This window comes from Herbaspirillum sp. meg3, from assembly GCF_002257565.1.
GTDB lineage: Bacteria > Pseudomonadota > Gammaproteobacteria > Burkholderiales > Burkholderiaceae_D > Herbaspirillum.
Map to the genome: position 1 here is coordinate 3,874,652 of NZ_CP022736.1, position 20,770 is coordinate 3,895,421.

20 protein-coding genes are annotated in these 20,770 nt (G+C 57.4%); 9 read left to right on the forward strand and 11 right to left on the reverse strand.

The genetic code is table 11. The features are described 5' to 3' along the window. Positions 1-117: 117 nt before the first annotated feature. From hmeg3_RS17430 to hmeg3_RS17455, 6 genes are all read right to left on the reverse strand, one after another. Positions 118-354, reverse strand: coding sequence for a hypothetical protein (locus hmeg3_RS17430; RefSeq protein ID WP_094564847.1), 237 nt, complete (start codon positions 352-354; stop codon positions 118-120). A gap of 194 nt (positions 355-548) precedes the next feature. Next, positions 549-1,352, reverse strand: a complete 804-nt coding sequence (locus tag hmeg3_RS17435) for a transporter substrate-binding domain-containing protein (RefSeq protein WP_094564848.1) — start codon at positions 1,350-1,352, stop codon at positions 549-551. Positions 1,353-1,370: 18 nt separating this feature from the next. Further along, complete coding sequence (locus hmeg3_RS17440) at positions 1,371-2,144, reverse strand: ABC transporter permease (RefSeq protein WP_007884259.1); 774 nt, start codon at positions 2,142-2,144, stop codon at positions 1,371-1,373. Between the two features lie 208 nt (positions 2,145-2,352). Further along, complete coding sequence (locus hmeg3_RS17445) at positions 2,353-3,375, reverse strand: ABC transporter substrate-binding protein (protein WP_369828836.1); 1,023 nt, start codon at positions 3,373-3,375, stop codon at positions 2,353-2,355. Next, positions 3,372-4,157: an ABC transporter ATP-binding protein gene (locus hmeg3_RS17450; RefSeq protein WP_094564850.1), complete on the reverse strand. Its 786-nt coding sequence runs from the start codon at positions 4,155-4,157 to the stop codon at positions 3,372-3,374. Before hmeg3_RS17450 ends, hmeg3_RS17445 begins: the two co-directional genes overlap by 4 nt. Before the next feature lie 185 nt (positions 4,158-4,342). Next, the gene (locus hmeg3_RS17455; protein WP_094564851.1) at positions 4,343-5,224 is read right to left on the reverse strand and encodes a sugar nucleotide-binding protein; all 882 of its coding nucleotides are present in this window, start codon (positions 5,222-5,224) and stop codon (positions 4,343-4,345) included. Positions 5,225-5,236: 12 nt separating this feature from the next. Between hmeg3_RS17455 and hmeg3_RS17460 the strand changes: the two genes are divergently transcribed. The 4 genes from hmeg3_RS17460 to hmeg3_RS17475 all read left to right on the forward strand — a co-directional run bounded on the left by hmeg3_RS17460 (position 5,237) and on the right by hmeg3_RS17475 (position 8,746). Further along, positions 5,237-6,268 carry a CDP-6-deoxy-delta-3,4-glucoseen reductase gene (locus hmeg3_RS17460; protein WP_094564852.1) on the forward strand — a complete coding sequence of 344 codons (1,032 nt, stop codon included), beginning with the start codon at positions 5,237-5,239 and terminating at the stop codon, positions 6,266-6,268. Between the two features lie 303 nt (positions 6,269-6,571). After that, a complete protein-coding gene (locus hmeg3_RS17465; protein WP_094564853.1) occupies positions 6,572-7,774 on the forward strand; it encodes an acetylornithine transaminase in 1,203 nt (400 codons plus the stop codon). 16 nt (positions 7,775-7,790) lie between these two features. Continuing rightward, positions 7,791-8,327, forward strand: coding sequence for a C40 family peptidase (locus tag hmeg3_RS17470; protein ID WP_094564854.1), 537 nt, complete (start codon positions 7,791-7,793; stop codon positions 8,325-8,327). A gap of 44 nt (positions 8,328-8,371) precedes the next feature. Beyond that, a complete protein-coding gene (locus hmeg3_RS17475) occupies positions 8,372-8,746 on the forward strand; it encodes a GFA family protein (protein ID WP_198361720.1) in 375 nt (124 codons plus the stop codon). A gap of 18 nt (positions 8,747-8,764) precedes the next feature. Here hmeg3_RS17475 and hmeg3_RS17480 read toward each other — a convergent pair whose 3' ends face one another. The 5 genes from hmeg3_RS17480 to hmeg3_RS17500 form a co-directional block, all read right to left on the reverse strand. Further along, complete coding sequence (locus hmeg3_RS17480; protein ID WP_094564856.1) at positions 8,765-9,688, reverse strand: FadR/GntR family transcriptional regulator; 924 nt, start codon at positions 9,686-9,688, stop codon at positions 8,765-8,767. Between the two features lie 84 nt (positions 9,689-9,772). Beyond that, on the reverse strand, positions 9,773-10,831 hold the full coding sequence (locus tag hmeg3_RS17485; RefSeq protein WP_198361721.1) for an Ldh family oxidoreductase: 1,059 nt from the start codon (positions 10,829-10,831) through the stop codon (positions 9,773-9,775). Between the two features lie 68 nt (positions 10,832-10,899). Beyond that, complete coding sequence (locus hmeg3_RS17490) at positions 10,900-12,393, reverse strand: tripartite tricarboxylate transporter permease (RefSeq protein WP_094564858.1); 1,494 nt, start codon at positions 12,391-12,393, stop codon at positions 10,900-10,902. Positions 12,394-12,404: 11 nt separating this feature from the next. Then, positions 12,405-12,878, reverse strand: coding sequence for a tripartite tricarboxylate transporter TctB family protein (locus hmeg3_RS17495; RefSeq protein WP_094564859.1), 474 nt, complete (start codon positions 12,876-12,878; stop codon positions 12,405-12,407). A 146-nt stretch (positions 12,879-13,024) separates the two neighbouring features. Beyond that, complete coding sequence (locus hmeg3_RS17500; RefSeq protein WP_094564860.1) at positions 13,025-13,999, reverse strand: tripartite tricarboxylate transporter substrate binding protein; 975 nt, start codon at positions 13,997-13,999, stop codon at positions 13,025-13,027. 519 nt (positions 14,000-14,518) lie between these two features. Between hmeg3_RS17500 and hmeg3_RS17505 the strand changes: the two genes are divergently transcribed. The 5 genes from hmeg3_RS17505 to hmeg3_RS17525 all read left to right on the forward strand — a co-directional run bounded on the left by hmeg3_RS17505 (position 14,519) and on the right by hmeg3_RS17525 (position 20,684). Then, positions 14,519-14,761 (forward strand): hypothetical protein, encoded by a 243-nt coding sequence (locus hmeg3_RS17505; protein ID WP_157739299.1) that lies wholly within the window; start codon positions 14,519-14,521, stop codon positions 14,759-14,761. 92 nt (positions 14,762-14,853) lie between these two features. Then, a complete protein-coding gene (locus hmeg3_RS17510) occupies positions 14,854-16,581 on the forward strand; it encodes an IlvD/Edd family dehydratase (protein ID WP_094564862.1) in 1,728 nt (575 codons plus the stop codon). Between the two features lie 109 nt (positions 16,582-16,690). Continuing rightward, entirely contained in the window at positions 16,691-17,647 is a 957-nt protein-coding gene (locus hmeg3_RS17515; protein ID WP_094564863.1) for a C-terminal binding protein, read from the forward strand. A 486-nt stretch (positions 17,648-18,133) separates the two neighbouring features. Then, positions 18,134-19,222 carry an ABC transporter ATP-binding protein gene (locus tag hmeg3_RS17520; RefSeq protein ID WP_094564864.1) on the forward strand — a complete coding sequence of 363 codons (1,089 nt, stop codon included), beginning with the start codon at positions 18,134-18,136 and terminating at the stop codon, positions 19,220-19,222. A 124-nt stretch (positions 19,223-19,346) separates the two neighbouring features. After that, positions 19,347-20,684 (forward strand): ABC transporter substrate-binding protein, encoded by a 1,338-nt coding sequence (locus hmeg3_RS17525; RefSeq protein ID WP_094564865.1) that lies wholly within the window; start codon positions 19,347-19,349, stop codon positions 20,682-20,684. The last annotated feature ends 86 nt before the right edge of the window (positions 20,685-20,770 follow it).

Sequence of the window (20,770 nt, forward strand, 5' to 3'; positions counted from 1 at the left end):
CAGTGACTGATCAATAAAGCGAGACGAACAGTTCTGTTACGAAGCTGCGTAAACGACAAAAACCCGCTATGAGCGGGTTTTTCGTTTCATGCGACAACAACGACTTGCGGTGACGAATCAGGCAGTTGTGCTGATCGTGGTACCGATGACTTCGCCGTTGGAGTTGCGCGAGGACTGAGTTGCTTGTGCCTGGCGCGCAGCTTCTGCACGCTGCTCATCAAGTTTGCGCTGTGCGTTTTCTTGATCCTGACGAGCCTGCAACGCACGCGCGTTGTCGAGATTGGTTACCGATGGGCCGGAGTTAGGGGAGCTGGATACAGCGCCAGGAGAGCTGGCAGTAATTGCGACGTCCATAAAATCACCTTTCAATACCTGGGAACATAGTAGGAGTCCGGCGTCGAAATGTGCGGACTAGTGAACATCTTACACCTTTAGAACAGCTTGCCAAGCTACGGAAGCGTTTGCTTACAAAGCCTGGTTGCCGTCACGACAACTTGGCAGAAAATCCCGCCATGCCTCGCTGACAACGAATATTAGCTGAGCGGCAATCAATGACAATCAGGAACATTCTGATCCAGGTAAACCTCGAAGGCGACGTTGTTGACCCACTTCTTTCTGAGCTCGGCCCAGAAGCCGCCCGCAGCCCAGTCTGCGCTTGCCTGTTTCAGATAAGAAATTGATTTTGCGTCATCAGCACGCACCGCAAACACCAGCGTCTGACGGCTTTGCACCGGCAGGCGTGCAGAAAACTTTTTCCATTCCGGCAACTTCAGCAAATCGTTGAGCATGGTGTCGTCATGCACGGCGGCATCACACGCACCGATGCGTAAAGACAACAGCGAGTCGGCTGGCGCGCGTTGCACTTTTTCGATCGCGCCGTATTTGGCTGCGAGCTTGCCGACATAGGCGCCACCTTCGGACAGACACACGGTGCGGCCCTTCAACTGTTCCCAGCTTTTGATATCGGTGTCGCTGCGCATGATCGCCATCGCTCCGACGCTGTAGCCGGTCGGGATGGTGCTCACCCCGGCGTCTCGGCGCAAGGCGTCGTTATCGTCGAGCAGCGTCAGCACCACATCGGCGCGTCCCGATTTGATCCATTGTGCGGCAGTACCGCTGTCTGTTTTAGGCGTACCGAGTTTGAGCTTGAGGCGCTTGCCGAGATCTTCGATCAGTATCGACTCGGGACTTTCCGGCGTGCGGAATTTGGCGCCGGCGACATAGACCGGCAAGGGATACGACATGCCCGCCACCAGCGTGCCGCGTTGCCGCGCAGCGTCGATGCCGCTGTCGGCTGCATGCGCCGATGCAAGCAAGGACGCGGACAACAATACGGAAGCAGCGAATTTCATGACGGCATGTTCGTGTGATCAAACGTACTGATAGCGCAGCAAACGGTGCTTGAGATTCTCAAGAATCACCTGATCGATCAGCGCTGCCAAAATTGCAATGGCGAGGATGTTGGTCATCACCCCAACCATGTCGGCGGTCTCGCCGGAATACGCCAGCGTGCGGCCGAGGCCCTTGCCAAAACCAACCAGCATCTCCGCAGAGATCAGCGCGCGCCACGCATTGCCGAAGGCCAGCTGCGCACCGGTGATCAGCTCAGGCATGACCGCCGGCAGATACACGCGGCGCAACATACCCCAGCGCGACGCACCCATGACGCGTGCTGCGGATACATGCACTTGCTGCACACTCTCGGTCGCGTTCATCACCGACAAGGCCGCCGGGAAGAAAGCTGCAATCGCCACCACCACGATGATCGGCAGATTGCCGAAGCCCATCAGGATCAGAAACAACGGCACCCAAGCGATCGATGGAATCGATTGCAAAATGATGATGGCCGACTTCAGTACTTCACGGAAGAAGAACAGCACCGCACCGATCAGACCGAAGCCGATACCGAACAGCAGCGCCGCGCCGTAACCACCGCCCAGACGGGTGAGACTGCCCCACAATGCAGTACGGAAAGCAGGCGCCTGAATCTCTTCCCACAACCGCGCGAGCACCGTCGGCACGCCCGGCATCAGAAAGTCCGGCAAGGACCACGCAGCGATCTGCCACATCAACAAAATGAAAGCGATCGCCAACACCATGGCGAGCTTTTTACGATAACCGGTAACGCGACGCTGAGAGCTCATAAATTAGAACTGAGTAGAAATGCAATGGCCGACGAAGTCGTCGGCCTGAATCGAAACTATGCTTTTGTGAAAATTACTGAAGAACCATCGCGGATCAGCAAGCGTAGCGAGCCGGTCAAGTTTGCGTCGAGAAGCGGAGCCGTACGGATGTACGGTGAGCATCGCAGACGCAAAATTGGCCGGCGCAGTAGCTTGATGACCGCGATTATTACAACTTGCGGTCTTTTTGCCAGGATAGATCTACGATGCTGCGCACTTCAAACGGCTTGCCGTCCTTGGTCTTCAGCGAACCCTGTGCTTGCAGGATGTCGGCGATTTCCTGCATGCGGTTCTGCTCCTTGTCGTTCAGCTTGGCATTGAAGGTCTGGCTTTTGATGGCATCGCGGATCACGTCTTCGCGCAGCATCTCGCCATGCTTCAGCGTCTTCAGTGTCGGCTCGGCGATGAAGTAGCCGGCGATCAGCTTGGCGGCCTCGGCCGGTTTCTTCTTCAGCAGTTCGATCGCGTCACGTTGTGCATCGAGCGACTTCCAGACGGCGGCGCGACGGTTCTTCAGCGTTTCGCCGGAGGTGATCACGACCATGCAGGGGAAAGGCCAGACTTCGCCGATTTCATAGATTTGCTTGACCGGTGCGATCAGTTGCGCAATGCGTGCTTGCGGCTCGAACAGGAAGGCGGCATCGACGCGCTTGCCGACCAGCGACTGCACGGCAACTTGCGGGCTGACGCCGAGCACATTGACATCGTCCGGCTTCAGTCCGGCATCACGGAACACGACACCCTTCAACACCACATCAGCAGTACTGCCTTCGGCTTGCGAGGCCAGGTTCTTGCCCTTCAGATCGGCGACTTTGTTGATGTGCGCATCTTCGCGCGCGACGATGGCGTGATAGCCGAGTTGCGCGCCGCTGACGACTTTGAGGTCTGCGCCTTTGGAAGCCCAGGCCACTGCATTGGTGAAACCAAACACGCCGCTGTCGAGCTGGCCGCCGACGATGGCTTTGATCAGGTCGGTGCCGGACTTGAATTCGATCAGCTCGACGTCGAGGCCGTATTTCTTGTACAGACCCGCTTCATAGGCGGCCATCGCTTGCGCATCGTCCATGACGCGCAGATAGCCGATCTTGAATTTTTCCAGCGCCATCGCCGGTGTGGAAAACACCAAGGCAGCCAATGCTGTGAATGCCAGCAGCGACAAACGTTTCAACGCCGATTTCATTGCCAATCTCATATTCCAACCCCTTCTATTGTTTTAGCAAACTCGTCTTGTTCGGCATGGATGCCGAGCAGACAAAGAATTTCACGACGGATCGCCGAGAACTCCGACAGATCGTGCGTTTTTTCGTGATGCACCAGATTGAATTCCTTGAGCACAGTCGCCGGGCGCGAGCTGAACACGAAGATGCGATCTGCGAGGAACAGAGCCTCATCGACATCGTGCGTGACCAGCAATACGGTAGGCGCCTTGCCCTGCACTTCAGAACGGATCAAATTGCGCAGCGCATCTTGCAGGGTCATCCGCGTCAATGCGTCGAGCGCGCCGAATGGCTCGTCCAGCAGCAATGCTTTCGGCTGCGAGATGAAGGCGCGGGCCAGCGCCGCGCGTTGGCGCATGCCGCCGGATACCTGATGCGGATAGTAGGCTTCAAAGCCGGACAGATTGACTTTGGCCAGCCATTCGCGCGCTTGCGCGGCAGCGGTCTTCTTGTCGACCTTCTGGAACTCCAGCGCCAGCGCGACGTTCTGCTCCAGCGTCAGCCACGGATAGAGCGCGTTTTCCTGAAACATCAATGTGCGTTCAGGATGCGGGCCGGTCACCGGCTTGCCGTCGGCAAGGATAGTGCCGGAGCTTGGCGTTTCCAGACCGGCGGCGATATGCAGCAGCGTCGACTTGCCGCAGCCGGACGGACCGACCAGCGCGACCAGTTCGCCCTGTTCGATGTCGCGGCTGAAGCCGTCGATGACGTGCAGGCCGGAGAAACTCTTTTGTATGTCTTTAAAGGATAGCTTCATGGATAGATGCGTTGCAGATGCCTTGCGGTGTCTTGCCGACGCGTTGCATTCATGGCAACTTTGCACGGACTTTCAGACGGTAGGCTGCGACTTTACTGACATCGCGCTGACCGGACAACAATTTAAAAGACGTATGCTTATACGAAAAACAAATAAACATAGTCTTTTGACGGCATTTATTTTCTTTATGGCAATTTTTTGAGCAGCGCCTCAACCGTGGGGTAACGCAGCCGCACGCCCAATTCGTGCTGCAAGCGGTCGTTGCGCAGGCGGCGTGACTCCGACATGAAGGACAACATCATCGGTGAAACCTGCTGCTGCAGTTCGCTGCGCGGCAGGCGCGGCGGCGGCGGCAAGTTGAAGGTACGCGCTACAGCGTCGAAGTAGTCGCCCATCTTCATCTCGGAATTGTCGACCGCGTGATACACGCGCAGCGGCCGGGCGCGATCGATGGCGGCTACCGCAATCATGGCAAGATCGTCGGCATGAATGTGATTGGTATAGACATCGTCTTCGGCGCTCAGGGCCGGCGTGCCCTTTTGCAGACGCTCCAGCGGCAGACGATCTTTGGCGTAAATACCGGGCACGCGCAAGATCGCCAGCCGGCTGCCGGAGCGCCGCGCCCAGGTGCGCAGGACGCTTTCGGCATCGACGCGGCGCTGCGCCCGGGCATTGGTGGGACGGGTGGCGCGTGTCTCATCGAAGCTGGCGCCGCCGCAATCGCCGTAGACGCCGGTCGTACTGATATAAACGAGAGTCGCCCGGTCAGGTAAAATGGCGGCCAAATTGCGGGTGCGCCGGTCTTTTTCACCCGCGGATTGCGGTGGGGCAAGATGCACGATGGTGTGTGCCAGACGCGCAAGGCGTCCCAGTGAGGCCGGCTGATCAAGATCGGCGACGATGGGGATGGCCCCGGCGGCGCGCAGTTCTTCGCAGCGCTCCGGCTTGCTGGTGACGACGATCACGCGAAAGCGTTCACGCACCAGCGGCAGCATGCGCATGCCGACATCGCCGCAACCCAGCATCAACAGACGCGGCTTGCCGATTTTTTTTACTTTATTGTTCATTGTCAGGATTGTATGAGTTTTCAAGTTACCGTTCAGCCCAGCGGCCATCAGTTTACCTGTGACGAAGGCGAAACCATCCTTACCGCCGCGATTCGTGCCGGCGTCGGTCTGCCCTACGGTTGCAAGAACGGCGCATGCAGCTCTTGCAAAGGCAAGCTGGTCGAAGGCAGCGTGACCCACGGTCCGCATCAGGAGCGCGCATTGTCGGCACAAGATGAGAGCCTGGGCTTCTCGCTGTTTTGCTGCGCCAAGCCAAATTCGGATGTCGTCATCGAAGCCCGCGAAGTGGCCGGTATCGGCGACTTCCCGGTCAAGAAAATGCCGGTCCGCGTGGCCAAGCTGGACAAGGTCGCCGACGACGTCATCATTCTGTCGCTGCAATTGCCGGCCAATGACCGTCTGCAATACAAGGCCGGCCAGTACGTCGAGTTCATGCTGCGCGACGGCAAGCGCCGCAGCTACAGCATGGCCAATGCGCCGCACAAAGATGAGCACCTGACGCTGCATATCCGCCACATGCCGGGCGGCCTGTTTACGGATCAGGTGTTTTCGACGCTGAAAGAACGCGACATTCTGCGCTTTGAAGGCCCGCTGGGTACTTTCTTCCTGCGCGAAGATTCTGACAAACCGATCGTCCTGCTTGCTTCCGGCACCGGTTTTGCGCCGATCAAGGCGATCGTCGAACAGCTGGAACACAGCAAGTCGACGCGTCCGGTCACGCTGTACTGGGGCGGGCGCCGCCCACAGGATCTGTACATGGATGATCTGTGCAAGAGCTGGGCGCAAACGCTGCCCAACTTCAAGTACGTGCCGGTGATTTCCAACGCCCAGCCCGAAGACAACTGGAGCGGCCGCAGCGGCTTCGTCCATCAGGCGGTCATTGACGACCAGCCGGATCTGTCGGGCTATCAGGTCTATGCCTGCGGCGCACCTATCGTGGTGGAATCTGCGCAGCGCGACTTTGTCGCTGTCTGCGGCCTGCCGGCGGACGAGTTCTACGCTGACTCCTTCACATCGGCGGCGGACCTGGCGACCGTGCAATAAATCCTGAGGCGGCACATGTTGCAAAGTGGTGAGCGTTCTAAAAATGAGGTCGAATTTGCACCAAATTAGTTTTGACGCATCGCGCAAAACGTCCTAATATTGACCGCATGAACGCTACTACTATTTCCTTGCGACGCCGCAGCCAACCTCAACGAGGTTTGCCGTGCGCGTGAGTTGATATTGGTCACGAAGCCACAGGCAATCCCTGTGGCTTTTTTTTATCGTTTTTTTCTCGTTCATTATTACAGTTCGGTTACCGCCGTCTTTCACGCAGCTTAATTACCACTCATGCAGGAGTCATCAATGGAATTCAACGAGTTCGCCATCAACAAGCTGATGTATGTCACTAATCGCCCTGAAATCGTATTCACCGAAGGCAGCGGCATGTGGATGACCGACCATACCGGCAAGCGATATCTCGACTATCTGCAAGGCTGGGCTGTCAACGCGCTGGGCCACGCGCCAAAATGCATTGAAGACGCGCTGGTCGCGCAAAGCAAGAAGCTGATCAACCCTTCGCCGGCCTTCTACAATGCGCCGTCGATCGAGCTGGCCAATCTGCTGACCGAAAACTCGGTGTTTGATCGCGTGTTCTTTGCCAACAGCGGCGCAGAAGCCAATGAGGGCGCGATCAAGCTGGCCCGCAAATGGGGCAAGGTCAACAAGAACAGCCAGGGCGAAGACCGCTTTGAAATCATTACCTTCAACCACAGCTTCCACGGCCGCACCATCGCGACCATGTCGGCCAGCGGCAAGCCGGGCTGGGACACCATGTTCGCGCCACAGGTGCCGGGTTTCCTGAAGGCTGAACTGAATGATCTGGCCAGTGTTGAACGCCTGATCAGCAAGAAGACTGTTGCCGTCATGCTGGAGCCGGTGCAAGGCGAAGGCGGTGTGATCCCGGCCACGCGTGAATTCATGCAAGGCCTGCGCCGCCTGACCAAGAACGCCAACCTGCTGCTCATCGTCGATGAGGTGCAGACCGGCGTTGGCCGTACCGGCGAACTGTTCGCCTATCAATTGTCGGACATCGAGCCGGACATCATGACACTGGGCAAAGGCATCGGTGGCGGCGTGCCGCTGGCGGCTCTGCTGGCGCGTGAAGAAATCGCCTGCTTCGAAGCCGGCGAACAAGGCGGCACCTACAACGGCAATCCGCTCATGACTGCCGTCGGCGCTGCTGTGATCAAAGAATTGCTGAAGCCTGACTTCCTGCCTACGGTCAAGGCCACAGGCCAATATCTGAGCGCCGAGCTGATCAAGCTGTCGGACAAGCACGGCTTCGAAGGCGAGCGTGGCGAAGGCTTGCTGCGCGCGTTGAAGCTGGGCAAGGATATCGGCCCGCAAATCGTTGAGGCGGCACGTGACCTGCAACCGCTCGGCCTGCTGCTGAACTCGCCGCGTCCGAATCTGCTGCGCTTCATGCCGTCGTTGAACGTGACCAAGGATGAAATCGATCAGATGCTGACCATGCTGGAGGGCGTACTGGTTCAACTGGGTCATTGATCCGGGGCACTAAGCAATGCGTAGCACCCGCTCGTCGAATCACCTGCATGCGCTCGCCGCCTGCTGCATCGCCGTCTTGTTGACGGCATGCGGCAGCGCGCCGATGCGTGCGCCGGATGCATCCGTATCAACGCCGACACCGGCGCCAACCGACATCCGCTCTGAAGCGGCAACCGAACATGGCAGCGAAGTCGCCATTTACGCCCTCGACATGATCGGCACTGGTTATCGTTTTGGCGGCAAGAATCCGGATGCCGGCTTCGATTGCAGCGGCATGGTGTCGTATATTTTTAATCGCGCCACCGGTCTCAAGCTGACGGGCAGCGCTGCCGACATGGCCCGTCAGGGCCGCAAAATCGACAAGTCCAATCTGCGGCCAGGCGATCTGGTGTTTTTCAATACGCTCAACCGGCCGTTCTCGCATGTCGGGATTTACATCGGCGACGGGCGTTTCGTCCACGCGCCGTCAGGCAATGGCAAGGTACATATCTCGCGCATGGACAATCCTTACTTCGCGCCGCGCTTTGAAATGGCCCGCGCATATTTCAACTAAGCTGCGTCAACTGAACTCAATCCAACCTCGCAGGCGGGATGCTCATGGATCACCACAAAGGCAGTTGTCATTGCGGCCAGGTTCGCTTCGAAGCTGACGTCGACATTGAACGCATCACCGTCTGCAACTGTTCCATCTGTACCAAAAAGGGATTTCTGCACCATCGCGTGCAGCCTGAGAATTTTCGTCTGATTGCCGGCGAGGATAAACTCGCGACCTATCAGTTCGGCACCATGGCCGCGAAACATCATTTCTGCCCGACCTGCGGCGTGCACGTTTTCACACGGCCACGCGCAGCGCCGGAGCTCTATACCATCAACGTCCGTTGCGTCGACGATGTCGATCTGAACAGTGACAAGCTGACTTTCGTCGATTTCGACGGACGCAATTGGGACAAGAACGTCGGCAAGCTGGGTTGACGTGCCCCAAGCCTATCGTTAGCTTCCGGCACGGGCGCTGCGGCGTTTGGTCGGCGTAGCAACCGGTGCGCGTTTGGCCGACGCCTTCAATGCAGACGTCTGTTTCACTGTCGTCGACTTTGCAGATTTTTTGGCAACCACTTTGACCGCACTCTCTTTCGCCGCCGGTTTCTTTGCTACCACTTTGGCCTTGACGGCTTTGACTGCCTTCTCCGCCACGACTTTTTTGCTGAACAACCCCGCCTGCCCGACGAGACTTGCGCTATAGCGTTTGAAGGCAATATCCATATGACGCCGCATCGCAGCGCGCGCCATTTCGGGGTCGCGTGCGCGCAATGCTTTCATCACGCGTGAATGTTCTTCAATCGCGTCGTTCCACACTTCGATGGTGTCAAAGTGGCTGTGCAGACGATTGAACAGCGGCCCCAGACGTGCATCGAACAATTGCGTCACCAGTCCGACCAACACGCTATTGCCGGTCGCTTCGGCCACGCGAATATGGAATAACCGGTCGGCCTCCAACGGATTGGTGCCGGCGCTGGTGTGTTCGATCATTTGCTGGAAGGCTTCTTCGATGGCATCGATCTGCGCCTTCTTGGCGTTCTTGGCGGCGGCATAGGCGACTTCGCCTTCCAGCATGGCGCGCGCACGGATCAGTTCCAGCGGCCCCTCTTCCGTCGACAGGTCGATCTCGCCTTCGGGAGCGGGTGATGGCGGACAGACATAAATCCCGGATCCCATATGGACTTCGATGTAGCCCTCGACCTCCAGCGCAATCAAGGCCTCGCGCAAAGACGGTCGGCTGACGCCCAGTTGTACGGACAGGTCGCGCTCCGACGGCAGACGCGAGCCGACGGGAAACTCACCGTCGACGATCAGCTTGCGCAGTTGGTCACTGATCTGGCGATACAGTCTTTGCGGCTCGATCGCTTCAATGGGCATAGGGGGTTCCGATTAACATCTTCTTTATCTTGGCGCCGGATTGTATCGCACCCGCAGATAAATCATTTACCTGCGGGCGGAAGCTCACACCGCCGTCGGGAACGTCAAACCGTACTGCTGCGCGGCCTCGCGCAGCGCCGGCGCAATCGTCGGATGCAAGGCCACGCCCTGCTCCAGCTGCTGCGCGCGACGCGCCATGCCACGATCGCCAGGCATGCGCACCTTCTCCACACCGGGACGCGGGGGATTGGTCCGGCATGCTTCGGCGATGTGATCCATCTGGCGCTTGAAGGCCGCTTCGCCGCCGAAGGCCGCCGGATCGTACAAGCTCATGAACACCGTGGCGCCCCAACCTGCCGGAGGATCTGCGCGGCCAAAACCGGACAGGCCACCAGTCAACGCTTCAATCAGCACGGCAAGCCCAAAACCCTTATGCCCTGCCGACAAGCCGCCCAACGGCAGAATCGTACCCGGCGGATCGGCAGCAAATACGGCAGGATCACGACTTGGATTCCCCTGCGCATCAAGCAGCCACTCTTCTTCAAACTGCTTGCCGGCTTTATGCAGGCGGTTGCTCATGCCGTTGGTGGTAATCGACGCAGAAATATCCACCAGGAAGGGCGTGCCGGAGGTGGGAATACCCGCAGCGATCGGATTGGGCGTGAACACTGCACGCGTACCGCCGAACGGCGCCACGCTATGCACCGCAGGGTCGGAGCTCGACAACACCATCAGAAAGCCTTCTTCGGTGGCGCGCAACAAGTACGCGGCAAGGCAGGCAATATGATGGCTGTGATGAATTGCCAGCGAGGCCGTACCCAACGCGCGCGCACGCGGGATCAACGCATCGATGCCCCTATGCACCAACCATGGCCCCGGCAAGCGACGACCATCCCAGACCAGAGCAGCCGGACGATCGGAGACCACCTCAGGTTCGCCGGAGGTGGCCATCGCGCCCTTTTCGATTTCTTTGACGTAAGGCGCCAACAGAGCCAGGCCGTGCGTGTCATGCCCCAGCAGGTCACCGTCGACCAGCGTGCTTGCCACCGAAGCGGCAGACTCCAGCGGCAAACCGGCCTTTTGCAGCAGTTGCGTGGAGAACTGCTTGAGCTCGACGGCGGAAAAACGTTCAGGTGAAGCCATGTTGCAAACCATCCTTTCAATAAAAAAATCATTCGAACTTGTCCGCGATCAGGAGCATGGACAAGTTCTCAAACCACTGCCGGCTTTCTGCGCAATCCACGCAAGATTAGTGGCAGCAGCCAAAGCAATATCGTTAATACGCCCAAAGTTCCGGCGATCGGTCGACTGAAGAATGCCACGAACTCGCCGTCAGCCTTGATCATCGATGTGACGAAATGTTCCTCCAGCATGCCGCCCAGCACGACGCCTAGCACCGTCGGCGCTACGGGGAACCCATTTTCTTCCATCAGATACGCCAGCAAGCCGAAGACCAGCATGATGCCGACATCCGATACGCTGTTGTTGGTGGCATATGAGCCGACGATGCAAAACAGCAAAATCAACGGCATCAGCAGATTACGCGGTACGCTCAGAATGCGCTTGGCCAGCTTGATGCACCAGTAGCCCAGTGGCAGCATCAGCAAATTGGCGAGAATGAAGACGATGAAAATCGCATACATCGACACCGGATTTTCAACAAAGATCATCGGGCCGGGATTGAGATTCTTCATGTACAGCACGCCGATAACGATCGCAGTGATTGAATCGCCAGGAATGCCGAACACCAGCGCTGGAATCCATGCACCGGCCAACGCCGAATTGTTGGCGGCACCCGATTCGACGATGCCTTCCGGATGGCCGGTGCCGAATTTCTCCGGCTCCTTGGACATTTTTTTGCTCATCGCATAAGACATCCACGCTGCGATATCAGCCCCCGCGCCCGGCAAGGCACCAACCAGCGTACCAAGCACGCTGCCACGCAAGATCGATTTCGGATAACGAACCGTCAGATCCCACATGCCTTTAAAGACGTTGCCGACCGCCCCTCCCGTCACCACCAGCTTTTCGTCTTTGGAGACGGCATAGCGCAGCACTTCCGACATCGCAAACATGCCGACCATGAGCGGCACCAGCGATACGCCGCTGAGCAAGTCGCTGTTATTGAAGGTGAAGCGAGGAAAACCTGCCGGATTACCCATACCGATCGAGGCAATGAACATGCCAAGAAACAGCGAGACGAAACCTTTGAGCGGATTTTCCGACGCAATGAAAATGGCACAGGTCAACCCCAACAACACAAGCCAGAAGTATTCGAACGAAGAAAACTTCAGCGCCAGTTCTGCCAGCGCCGGTGCTGCAAGAATCAGTACGAAGGTGCCGAACAAACCACCGACCGCCGAAAATACAAGGCTGGCGCCAAGCGCTATCTCGCCCTCTCCTTTACGGGTCATCGCATACGCCTCATCGGTATACGCTGCCGATGAAGGCGTGCCGGGTATCCGCAACAGGCAACCGGGAATATCTCCCGAAAAAATCGCCATCGCCGTCGCTGACACCATTGCCGCCACCGCAGGCACCGCAGGCATGAAGAAGGTCACAGGCACCAGCAACGCTACCGCCATCGTGGCGGAGAGCCCGGGAATGGCACCCATGAAGAGCCCGAACATTGAGGAACCGAGAATGACCGCCAGTACATAGGGGTCAAACACCTGCCCGAAGGCCGCATACAAATTTGCAAGCATTGTCAGCTCCCTTACCAGGCGACAGATTCCAGAAGGCCCCAGGGCAGCGGGACCTTCAGGACTTTGTAAAAGATATAGTGAATACCCAGTGCGCTGACGAGGGCAACCGGCACAGCCACCACCAGACGCGCGCCGAAGGTCACGAACAATGACAACAGCAGTATCGCTGCAGTGGGCAGGAAACCAAGCGGCTCGGATGCATAGATGTAGAACACCAGCGACAGCAACACCAGCGCGTAACCGAACACCGCGTGGCGATCGCCGGCCCATTCCGGCAGGCTTATCCAGCTGTCAGTACGCGTTTGTCGCAAGCCCTTGAACACCAATAGGATCGCGCAAATCATCAGCCCGCCGGCCAGCAATTGCGGAAACAGGGCTGGACCGATTTGCTGCTGCCCCATGGAGGGAAAGGTTGCGGAATAGGTGTAAATCACGCCGGCAAAAATTGCCAGCAATACTCCTGAAACAGCATCGTTGATTTTCATGGCAATGAATGATCCAACAAGTTCTACAGGTTCAATGAGCAAGTCTGAAGACTCGGCTATGGCGTTGCATTGCGCTGCAACGCGGGATAGGACATCAGGGCAAAACGTCGGCGGCAACACTGCAGCCGACGCCTGCCGTCGAGCTATTACTTCGCCATCCCAAGCGTCTTCAGTATCTTGCCCATGTCGCTGTCGCTCTTCTCCATGAACTTGCCGAAGTCAGCCGAATCGGCGTACATCGTGCCAAAACCTCGCCCCCCCATGAAATCCTTGTACTCCTTGCTGTTGTAGATTTTTTGCATATGTCCGGCCAGCTTGGTCTGGATATCCGCAGGCAGGCCCTTGGGTGCGACGATGCCGCGCCAGGCGCCGTTGGTCCAGCTGCTGCCCGTCAGACTCTTGAGCGTTGGCACCTTGGGATACAAGGCTGCGGGTTGCTCCGCCATGATCACCAGCGGACGCGCCTTGCCGGCATCGATCAGCGAACGTGCTTCGGGCAACGATGCGGCGACGATATCGACACCGCCTGCAGCAAGATCAACCATGGCAGGAGCGGCACCATTCGATGGCACAAATCTCACAGCTGTCGGCTCCAACTTCAGATCGCTAAGCATGCCGGCCAATCCAAGATGCCAGATGCCGCCCTGGCCGGTGCCGGATGCTTTCAGTTTGCCGGGGTTGGCTTTTACGGCCTTGAGCAGATCGTCGAATGTCTTGTGTGGCGACTCCGCGCTCACGGTCAATGCCGCCGGATCGAAATTCATCAGCGCAATCGGCGTGTAGTTCTTGTAGCTCAATTGAGTCAGGCCCTGATGATGCATCATGGCAATTTCCACCGTAGCCAGGCCAATTGTGTAGCCATCTGGTGCGGCGCCGGCGATGGCCTGGTGTCCGACCACGCCGTTACCACCGGTGCGGTTGACAACGTTGACGGGCTGGCCAAGTTCCTTCTCCAGCAGCGCACCAATGATACGTGCGGTGGCATCCGTACCACCGCCAGCGCCCCAAGGCACTACCAGCGTCACTGGACGATCAGGCCATGCTGCATGTGCAGCACCGAACGACAAAACCGCTACCCCGGCGACCATTGCCTTGAGTGCATTTCTACGCATGTTGCTCATTGTCTCTCCTCCTTTGTATGGTGAAGACAGGCAGATGTCTTTTGCATTGCCTGCTGCGTCGGGGTTCATTGCAAACCCGTCGATGAACCATTCAGCGCGGTCTGTGCCGGCTTATCCCTCTCCAGTGCTGGTCTTTCCTGTTTTTGTTTCCTGACAAATTCTTGTCAAGCGGTCATGTGGTCTTACCAGACTGAGGAAAAGAATTTCATATCACCTCATCACTGTCAAGGAAGAAAACGATGCACGAAAATAATTCACCCACGCCGCAGCGCACCATTGGGCATCATAGAGAGCAATGGAAAACACGAGCGATGCATCGACAAAAAGATGTATGACAAATCTGGTATTACCACTTGACCAAAGCGCGAATGCTGAAATAGACTCGCTGACATCTTTTCGAAGCATGCTGTTCGCAACGTTCATTTGCAACGTACAAAAATACTAGAGCAGAGGTAGTCGCCAGAGGTTGTGGTTGCTACTCACTGCCAGCGGACAAAACCGCAGCACTGGAGACAGGCATTGGAATTCATAGCTAGCCGGGGGAGTACTTCAACCATGTCGCAGGCATCGCCGCATGCCTTGCCGACAGGGAAGCGCAATGCTGCTTATGCAGCGCTGCTCTCTGCGCGTGCAGTTTTGGCTTCAAAGACCTCTCGCTACGCTTGCCACCTCGGCCATGCCGGCAATGGCGACGCCATGCTGGCGTATCACCTGATGGATTTCTCCCGTTATTTTTTCGATCAAAGCGATATTCGCCACTGATTTTTCCTGCAGCCATCCGATTCAGACAGCATTCGGCCCTCAGTCAATTCCAAGCAATGGATTGACGGGCCACAAGGAAAGAAGGAAAGAACATGAGCGATACCAAGAAATTTACGCGCCGCAGCCAGGCATGGTTCGGGAGGCAAGACCGCGATGGCTTCATCTACCGTTCGTGGGTGAAGAACCGCGGCATTCCACACGATCAATTCGATGGCCGTCCAGTCATCGGTATTTGCAATACCTATTCTGAACTGACACCCTGCAATTCACATTTCCGCGCTTTGGCCGAACAGGTCAAGATCGGCATCTGGGAAGCCGGTGGCTTCCCGCTGGAGTTCCCGGTGATGTCGCTTGGCGAGACGCTGATGCGTCCCACCGCAATGCTGTTCCGCAACCTCGCCAGCATGGACGTGGAAGAATCCATTCGTGCCAACCCGCTCGACGGCGTGGTGCTGCTGATGGGTTGCGACAAGACCACTCCTGCATTGCTGATGGGTGCATCTTCGGTGGATCTGCCCACTATCGGCATTTCCGGCGGCCCGATGCTGTCGGGTAAATACCGTGGCGGAGAGCTGGGTTCGGGCACTGGCGTCTGGCAGATGTCGGAAGAAGTTCGCGGCGGCCATATGTCGCAGGAAGAATTCTTCGAAGCCGAAAGCTGCATGCATCGCTCGCACGGTCACTGCATGACCATGGGCACGGCATCGACCATGGCCAGCATGGTGGAAGCGCTGGGCATGAGCTTGCCGGGTAATGCGGCAATCCCCGCTGTCGATGCGCGCCGTAATGTTCTGGCCCGCAACTCCGGCCGCCGTATTGTTGAGATGGTCAAGGAAGACTTGATCATGTCCAAGATCCTGACCAAGGCTGCATTCGAAAACGCCATTCGCGTCAATGCCGGCATCGGTGGCTCAACCAATGCCGTGATTCACTTGCTGGCGATTGCAGGCCGCATCGGCGTCGATCTGAAACTGGAAGAATGGGACACCATCGGTCAAAAACTGCCTTGCCTGGTAAATCTGCAACCATCGGGTAAATATCTGATGGAAGATTTCTACTACGCTGGTGGTCTGCCGTCAGTCATCCGCGAACTCGAAAGCGTCATCGACAAGAGTGCGCTCTCTGCCAACGGCCAGACCTTGTGGGATAACTGCAAGGACGCGCCAAACTGGAACCGCGACGTCATCCACGCCTTTGATACGCCGTTCAAACCGGCCGCCGGCATCGCCATCCTGCACGGCAATCTTTGCCCGGACGGCGCCGTCATCAAGCCGTCCGCAGCCACACCAGCACTGTTGAAACATACGGGCCGCGCTGTGGTGTTTGAAAACAGCGACGACCTGCACAAGCGCATCGACGACGAAGATCTGGACGTTGATGAAAACTGTGTGCTGGTATTGAAGAACTGCGGACCGAAGGGGTATCCCGGCATGGGTGAAGCGGGCAACATGCCGCTGCCGCCGAAGGTGCTGCGAAAGGGTATTACCGACATGGTGCGCGTCTCCGATGCGCGCATGAGCGGCACTGCCTACGGCACCGTGGTGCTCCACGTGACGCCTGAAGCGGCTGCCGGCGGCCCCTTGGCGCTGGTGCAAGACGGCGACATGGTAGAGCTGGATGTGGAGGCACGCAAGCTGCATCTCCACGTCAGTGACGAAGAACTGGAACGTCGCCGCGCAGCATGGCAAGCGCCGAAAGCACCTGCCGATCGCGGGTGGGTCAAGCTGTATGTCGATCACGTGCAGCAGGCCAATCTCGGTGCCGATCTGGATTTCCTGGTCGGCAAGAGCGGCTCGGGAATACCGAAAGACAATCACTGATTTCAGGGTGTAGGGATTTAATCGTTCAACCAGGCAGCGGAAGAATCGAGCGTCACATCAGATGGCGCACTTCCGCTTCTTGCAACCAGAGTCACGGAGACATGACGCAATGAAAGTATTAATTACCGATTACGATTTTCCGGATGTAGAACTTGAACTCGCACTGTATCGCGAAGCCGGCGTTGAAGTCGTGACGGCGCAATGCCGTACCGAAGACGACGTCATCAAAGCCGCCGAAGGCTGCGAAGGCCTGCTGGTGCAATATGCACCGGTCAACGCCAAAGTATTTGCCGCCCGCCCTGAAATCCGCATTGCCAGCCGCTATGGTGCAGGTTTCGATACTATCAACACCGCTGATGCGGCCAAGCATGGCGTCTGGGTCGGCAACTCGCCCGACTATGGCGTCGGTGAAGTCGCCACCCATGCGCTGGCAATGGCGCTCGACCTGATCCGCAACATCACCGGCTACGACCGCGACGTCAAATCCGGCCAATGGCATTACACTACCGCCGGCAAGATTCAGCGTTGCTCAGAAATGACCATCGGCATCGTCGGCCTCGGTCGCATCGGCAAGCGCATGGCGCACATCAGCCGTAACCTTTTTAAACGCGTGATCGCTTACGATCCGCATATCATCGACGGCGACTTCCCTGCCTACGTAGAGCGCGTCAGCAAAGAAGAATTGTTCAAGCAGGCGCATGTCGTTTCGCTGCATACGCCGCTCAACGATGAGACCCGCGGCATGATCGACGCATCGGTGTTGAAATTGATGCAACAGGACAGCTTTCTGGTCAACTCGGCGCGTGGCGGCCTGGTCAATATTGATGACCTGCTCAAAGCGCTGGACACGAATCTGAAGGGTGCCGGACTCGACGTCTTGCCGGTCGAACCGCCGGAGACAAGTTCCGCTATTGTCCAGCACAAACGTGTGCTATTGTCGCCGCACGCAGCCTTCTATTCCGAGGTCGCCGCCAAGGAATTGCGCCGCAAGGCAGCGCAAAACCTGATCGACTGGGACCGCAACGGACGCCCTTCATATGTGGTGGTTGAAGGCAGGAAAAAATAGTCCGACACAAAAACAAACGATAAATAAGCAATACATAAAAGATAAGAGACACCCTGCGTCCCAGCCAATCGCCAGACGCAGGCTAGTACGAATCCAGTAAGCGCAGCAGACTTAACGAAGATAGCAACCGATCTCGCAGCAAGTAATAAGAACAAGCAGCACCAGAGAGGTATGACACGTTGATGATGTATGAATATTCACTATCGCAGCACGACTGAATGAATAAGTCACGATAGTGCGCTGTCACAGTTGTACCTCTCAATACCGCCGAAAATCATAAAAACCAACACGGCGCGGGTATCAGAATAAAGAGCCGCTAACAAAACGCTGATGGCAAGGCGCGCCGACGCAGACGGTACAAGCGTACGGCAAGGAGAAGCAACGCTGCCCGCAGCGTTTTGTTAGCGGCTCTACATGCGCGGGAGCCCTCCAAGAAGGGGCTCGCTGCAGACACAAAAAACGAGATATTGAGACGAGGAGCAAGGCATGGCATCAGTTCAGATTCGCGGCATCAAAAAGCAATTCGGCAGCACCCAGGTTATTCGTGGCGTCGATATCGACATCGAGGACGGTCAGTTCGCCGTGCTCGTGGGCCCTTCCGGCTGCGGCAAGTCAACGCTGCTGCGTATGCTCGCAGGCCTCGAAGAAATCACCGAAGGCGAAATCTCCATCGGCGGCACGGTCGTCAATAACGTCCAGCCCAAGGATCGCGACATCGCCATGGTATTTCAGAACTATGCGCTGTATCCGCACATGACGGTCAACGACAACATGGCCTTCTCGCTGATGCTGGCCAAAAAGGACAAATCCTTCATCCAGCAACAGGTCAAGAAAGCTGCCGAGATTCTGGGCCTGACCAATCTGCTGGAACGCTATCCGCGCCAGCTGTCCGGCGGTCAACGCCAGCGTGTGGCAATGGGACGTGCGATCGTGCGCGATCCGCAGGTCTTCCTGTTCGATGAGCCGCTGTCCAATCTTGACGCCAAGCTGCGTGTGCAAATGCGCACCGAAATCAAAGAACTGCATCAGCGCCTGAAGACAACGTCGGTCTACGTCACCCATGACCAGATCGAAGCGATGACCATGGCTGACCAGATCGTCGTCATGCGCGATGGCCTGGTGGAACAACGCGGCCGTCCACTGGAACTGTACGACCGCCCTGCCAACATTTTTGTCGCTGGCTTCATCGGCTCGCCGGCGATGAACTTCATCCCTGCCACGCTGCGTCGCAATGCCGACAAGGCCGAGGTTGAATTCGCCGACGGCACGCGCCTGCCTGCGCCGTATGCACATCGCGGTCTCGACGGTATCGACGGTCAGCGCGTGATCTACGGCGTGCGTCCGGAACATTTGAGCATCGGCCCTGCCGGCAGCGGCATGAGCACCAAGGTCGTGGTGGTTGAGCCGACCGGCGCCGACACCGAAGTCTATGCGCGCTTCAACGACACCAGCCTGACCTCGATCTTCCGCGAACGCCATAACTTCGGCGCGGGCGATACGATCAATCTGGTGCCGGAGCATGGCAGCACGCATTTGTTTGATGCCGACAGCGGCAAGACGCTGGCACGTGATTGAGCGTAGAACGCATTCGTCTTTTTCAAAGCAGTCCCGGTAACACAATCTGTATTACAGCAAGCAAAAATAACAACGCAACAGAGCGGACCCATTCACTTTCATCAGAAGAGAAGGAGTAGGAGACATGACTAAGCTGACCAGACGTGACTTTTTAGCTGCGAGCGCATCCGTCGCTGCAGCATCGACAGTAGCCACAACCAATGCATTTGCCGCACCGGCGGCGCCGGCAGCTACCGGCGCCGGCCTGAAGCTCGACATCGAGAAAGGCGCGACACTGCGCGTACTGCGCTGGAAGCGTTTCGTCCAGGGCGATGAAGATCTGTGGAATGCAAACGTGAAGAAATTCACCGAGAAGACCGGCGTTGCCGTGCGTACCGACAGCGAAGGCTGGGAAGATCTGCGTCCTAAGGCTGCGGTTGCCGCCAACGTCGGTTCCGGTCCGGACATCGTGATGAGCTGGTTCGATGATCCACAACAATATCCAACCAAGCTGATCGATCTGACCGACCTGGCAACTTCGCTGGGTAGCCGTCTGGGCGGATGGTATGACGTCTGCCGCAAATATGGCACCAAGGACGGCAAGTGGATTGCGCTGCCGTTCGGCGTGGTCGGCAATGCCTTGGTCTATCGCGAAAGTCAGATCAAAGCTGCCGGCTTTGACGCCATTCCAAAAGACACAGCCGGGTTCCTGAAACTCTGTCAGGCACTAAAAGCCAAGAACACACCGGTCGGCTTCGCACTCGGCAAAGCCGTCGGCGACGCCAACAACTGGGCGCACTGGTTGCTGTGGTCGCACGGCGGCAAGCTGGTCGACAAGAAAGGCGCCGTCGCCATCAACTCGGCAGAAACCCGCGCCGCGCTGGAATACGCCAAGCAACTGTATGCGACCTTTATTCCAGGCACACTGTCCTGGCAAGATCCGTCGAACAACAAGGCGTACCTGGACGGCCAGATCAGCATGACGGCCAACGGTATCTCGGTGTACTACGCGGCCAAGAACTCGACCGATCCGAAGATGCAGGAAATGGCGAAGGACACGCAACACGCTCACTTCCCTATCGGCCCTGCCGGCAAGCCGACCGAGCTGATGCAGATCACGCAGATGATGATCTTCAAGCACACCAAGTTCCCGAATGCGGCCAAGGCTTTCGTACAGTTCATGTTCGAACCTGAGCAATACAACCCATGGATGGAAGCATCCATCGGCTACGTCAGCCAGTCGCTCAAGGCCTACGAAAAGAACTCCATCTGGACCTCGGATCCGAAGGCCACCGTGTATCGCGATTCGGCAGCGCTGATGATCGATCACGGCCACGAAGGCCCGCTGGGACAAGCATCGGCGGCGTGTATGGCTGACTATGTGGTGGTCGATATGGTGGCGGAAGCAGCCAGCGGATCGAAGACCGTACAGCAGGCCATCGATCGCGCAGCCGAACGCGCCAAGCGTTTCTACAAGGCATAACAACCTGCTCTCGTTTGCATCGGCGTCCGGTCATCTCTGACGCTGCTGCAGACAGTGCATGGAGCAAAACATGCGTTCGCATCGGC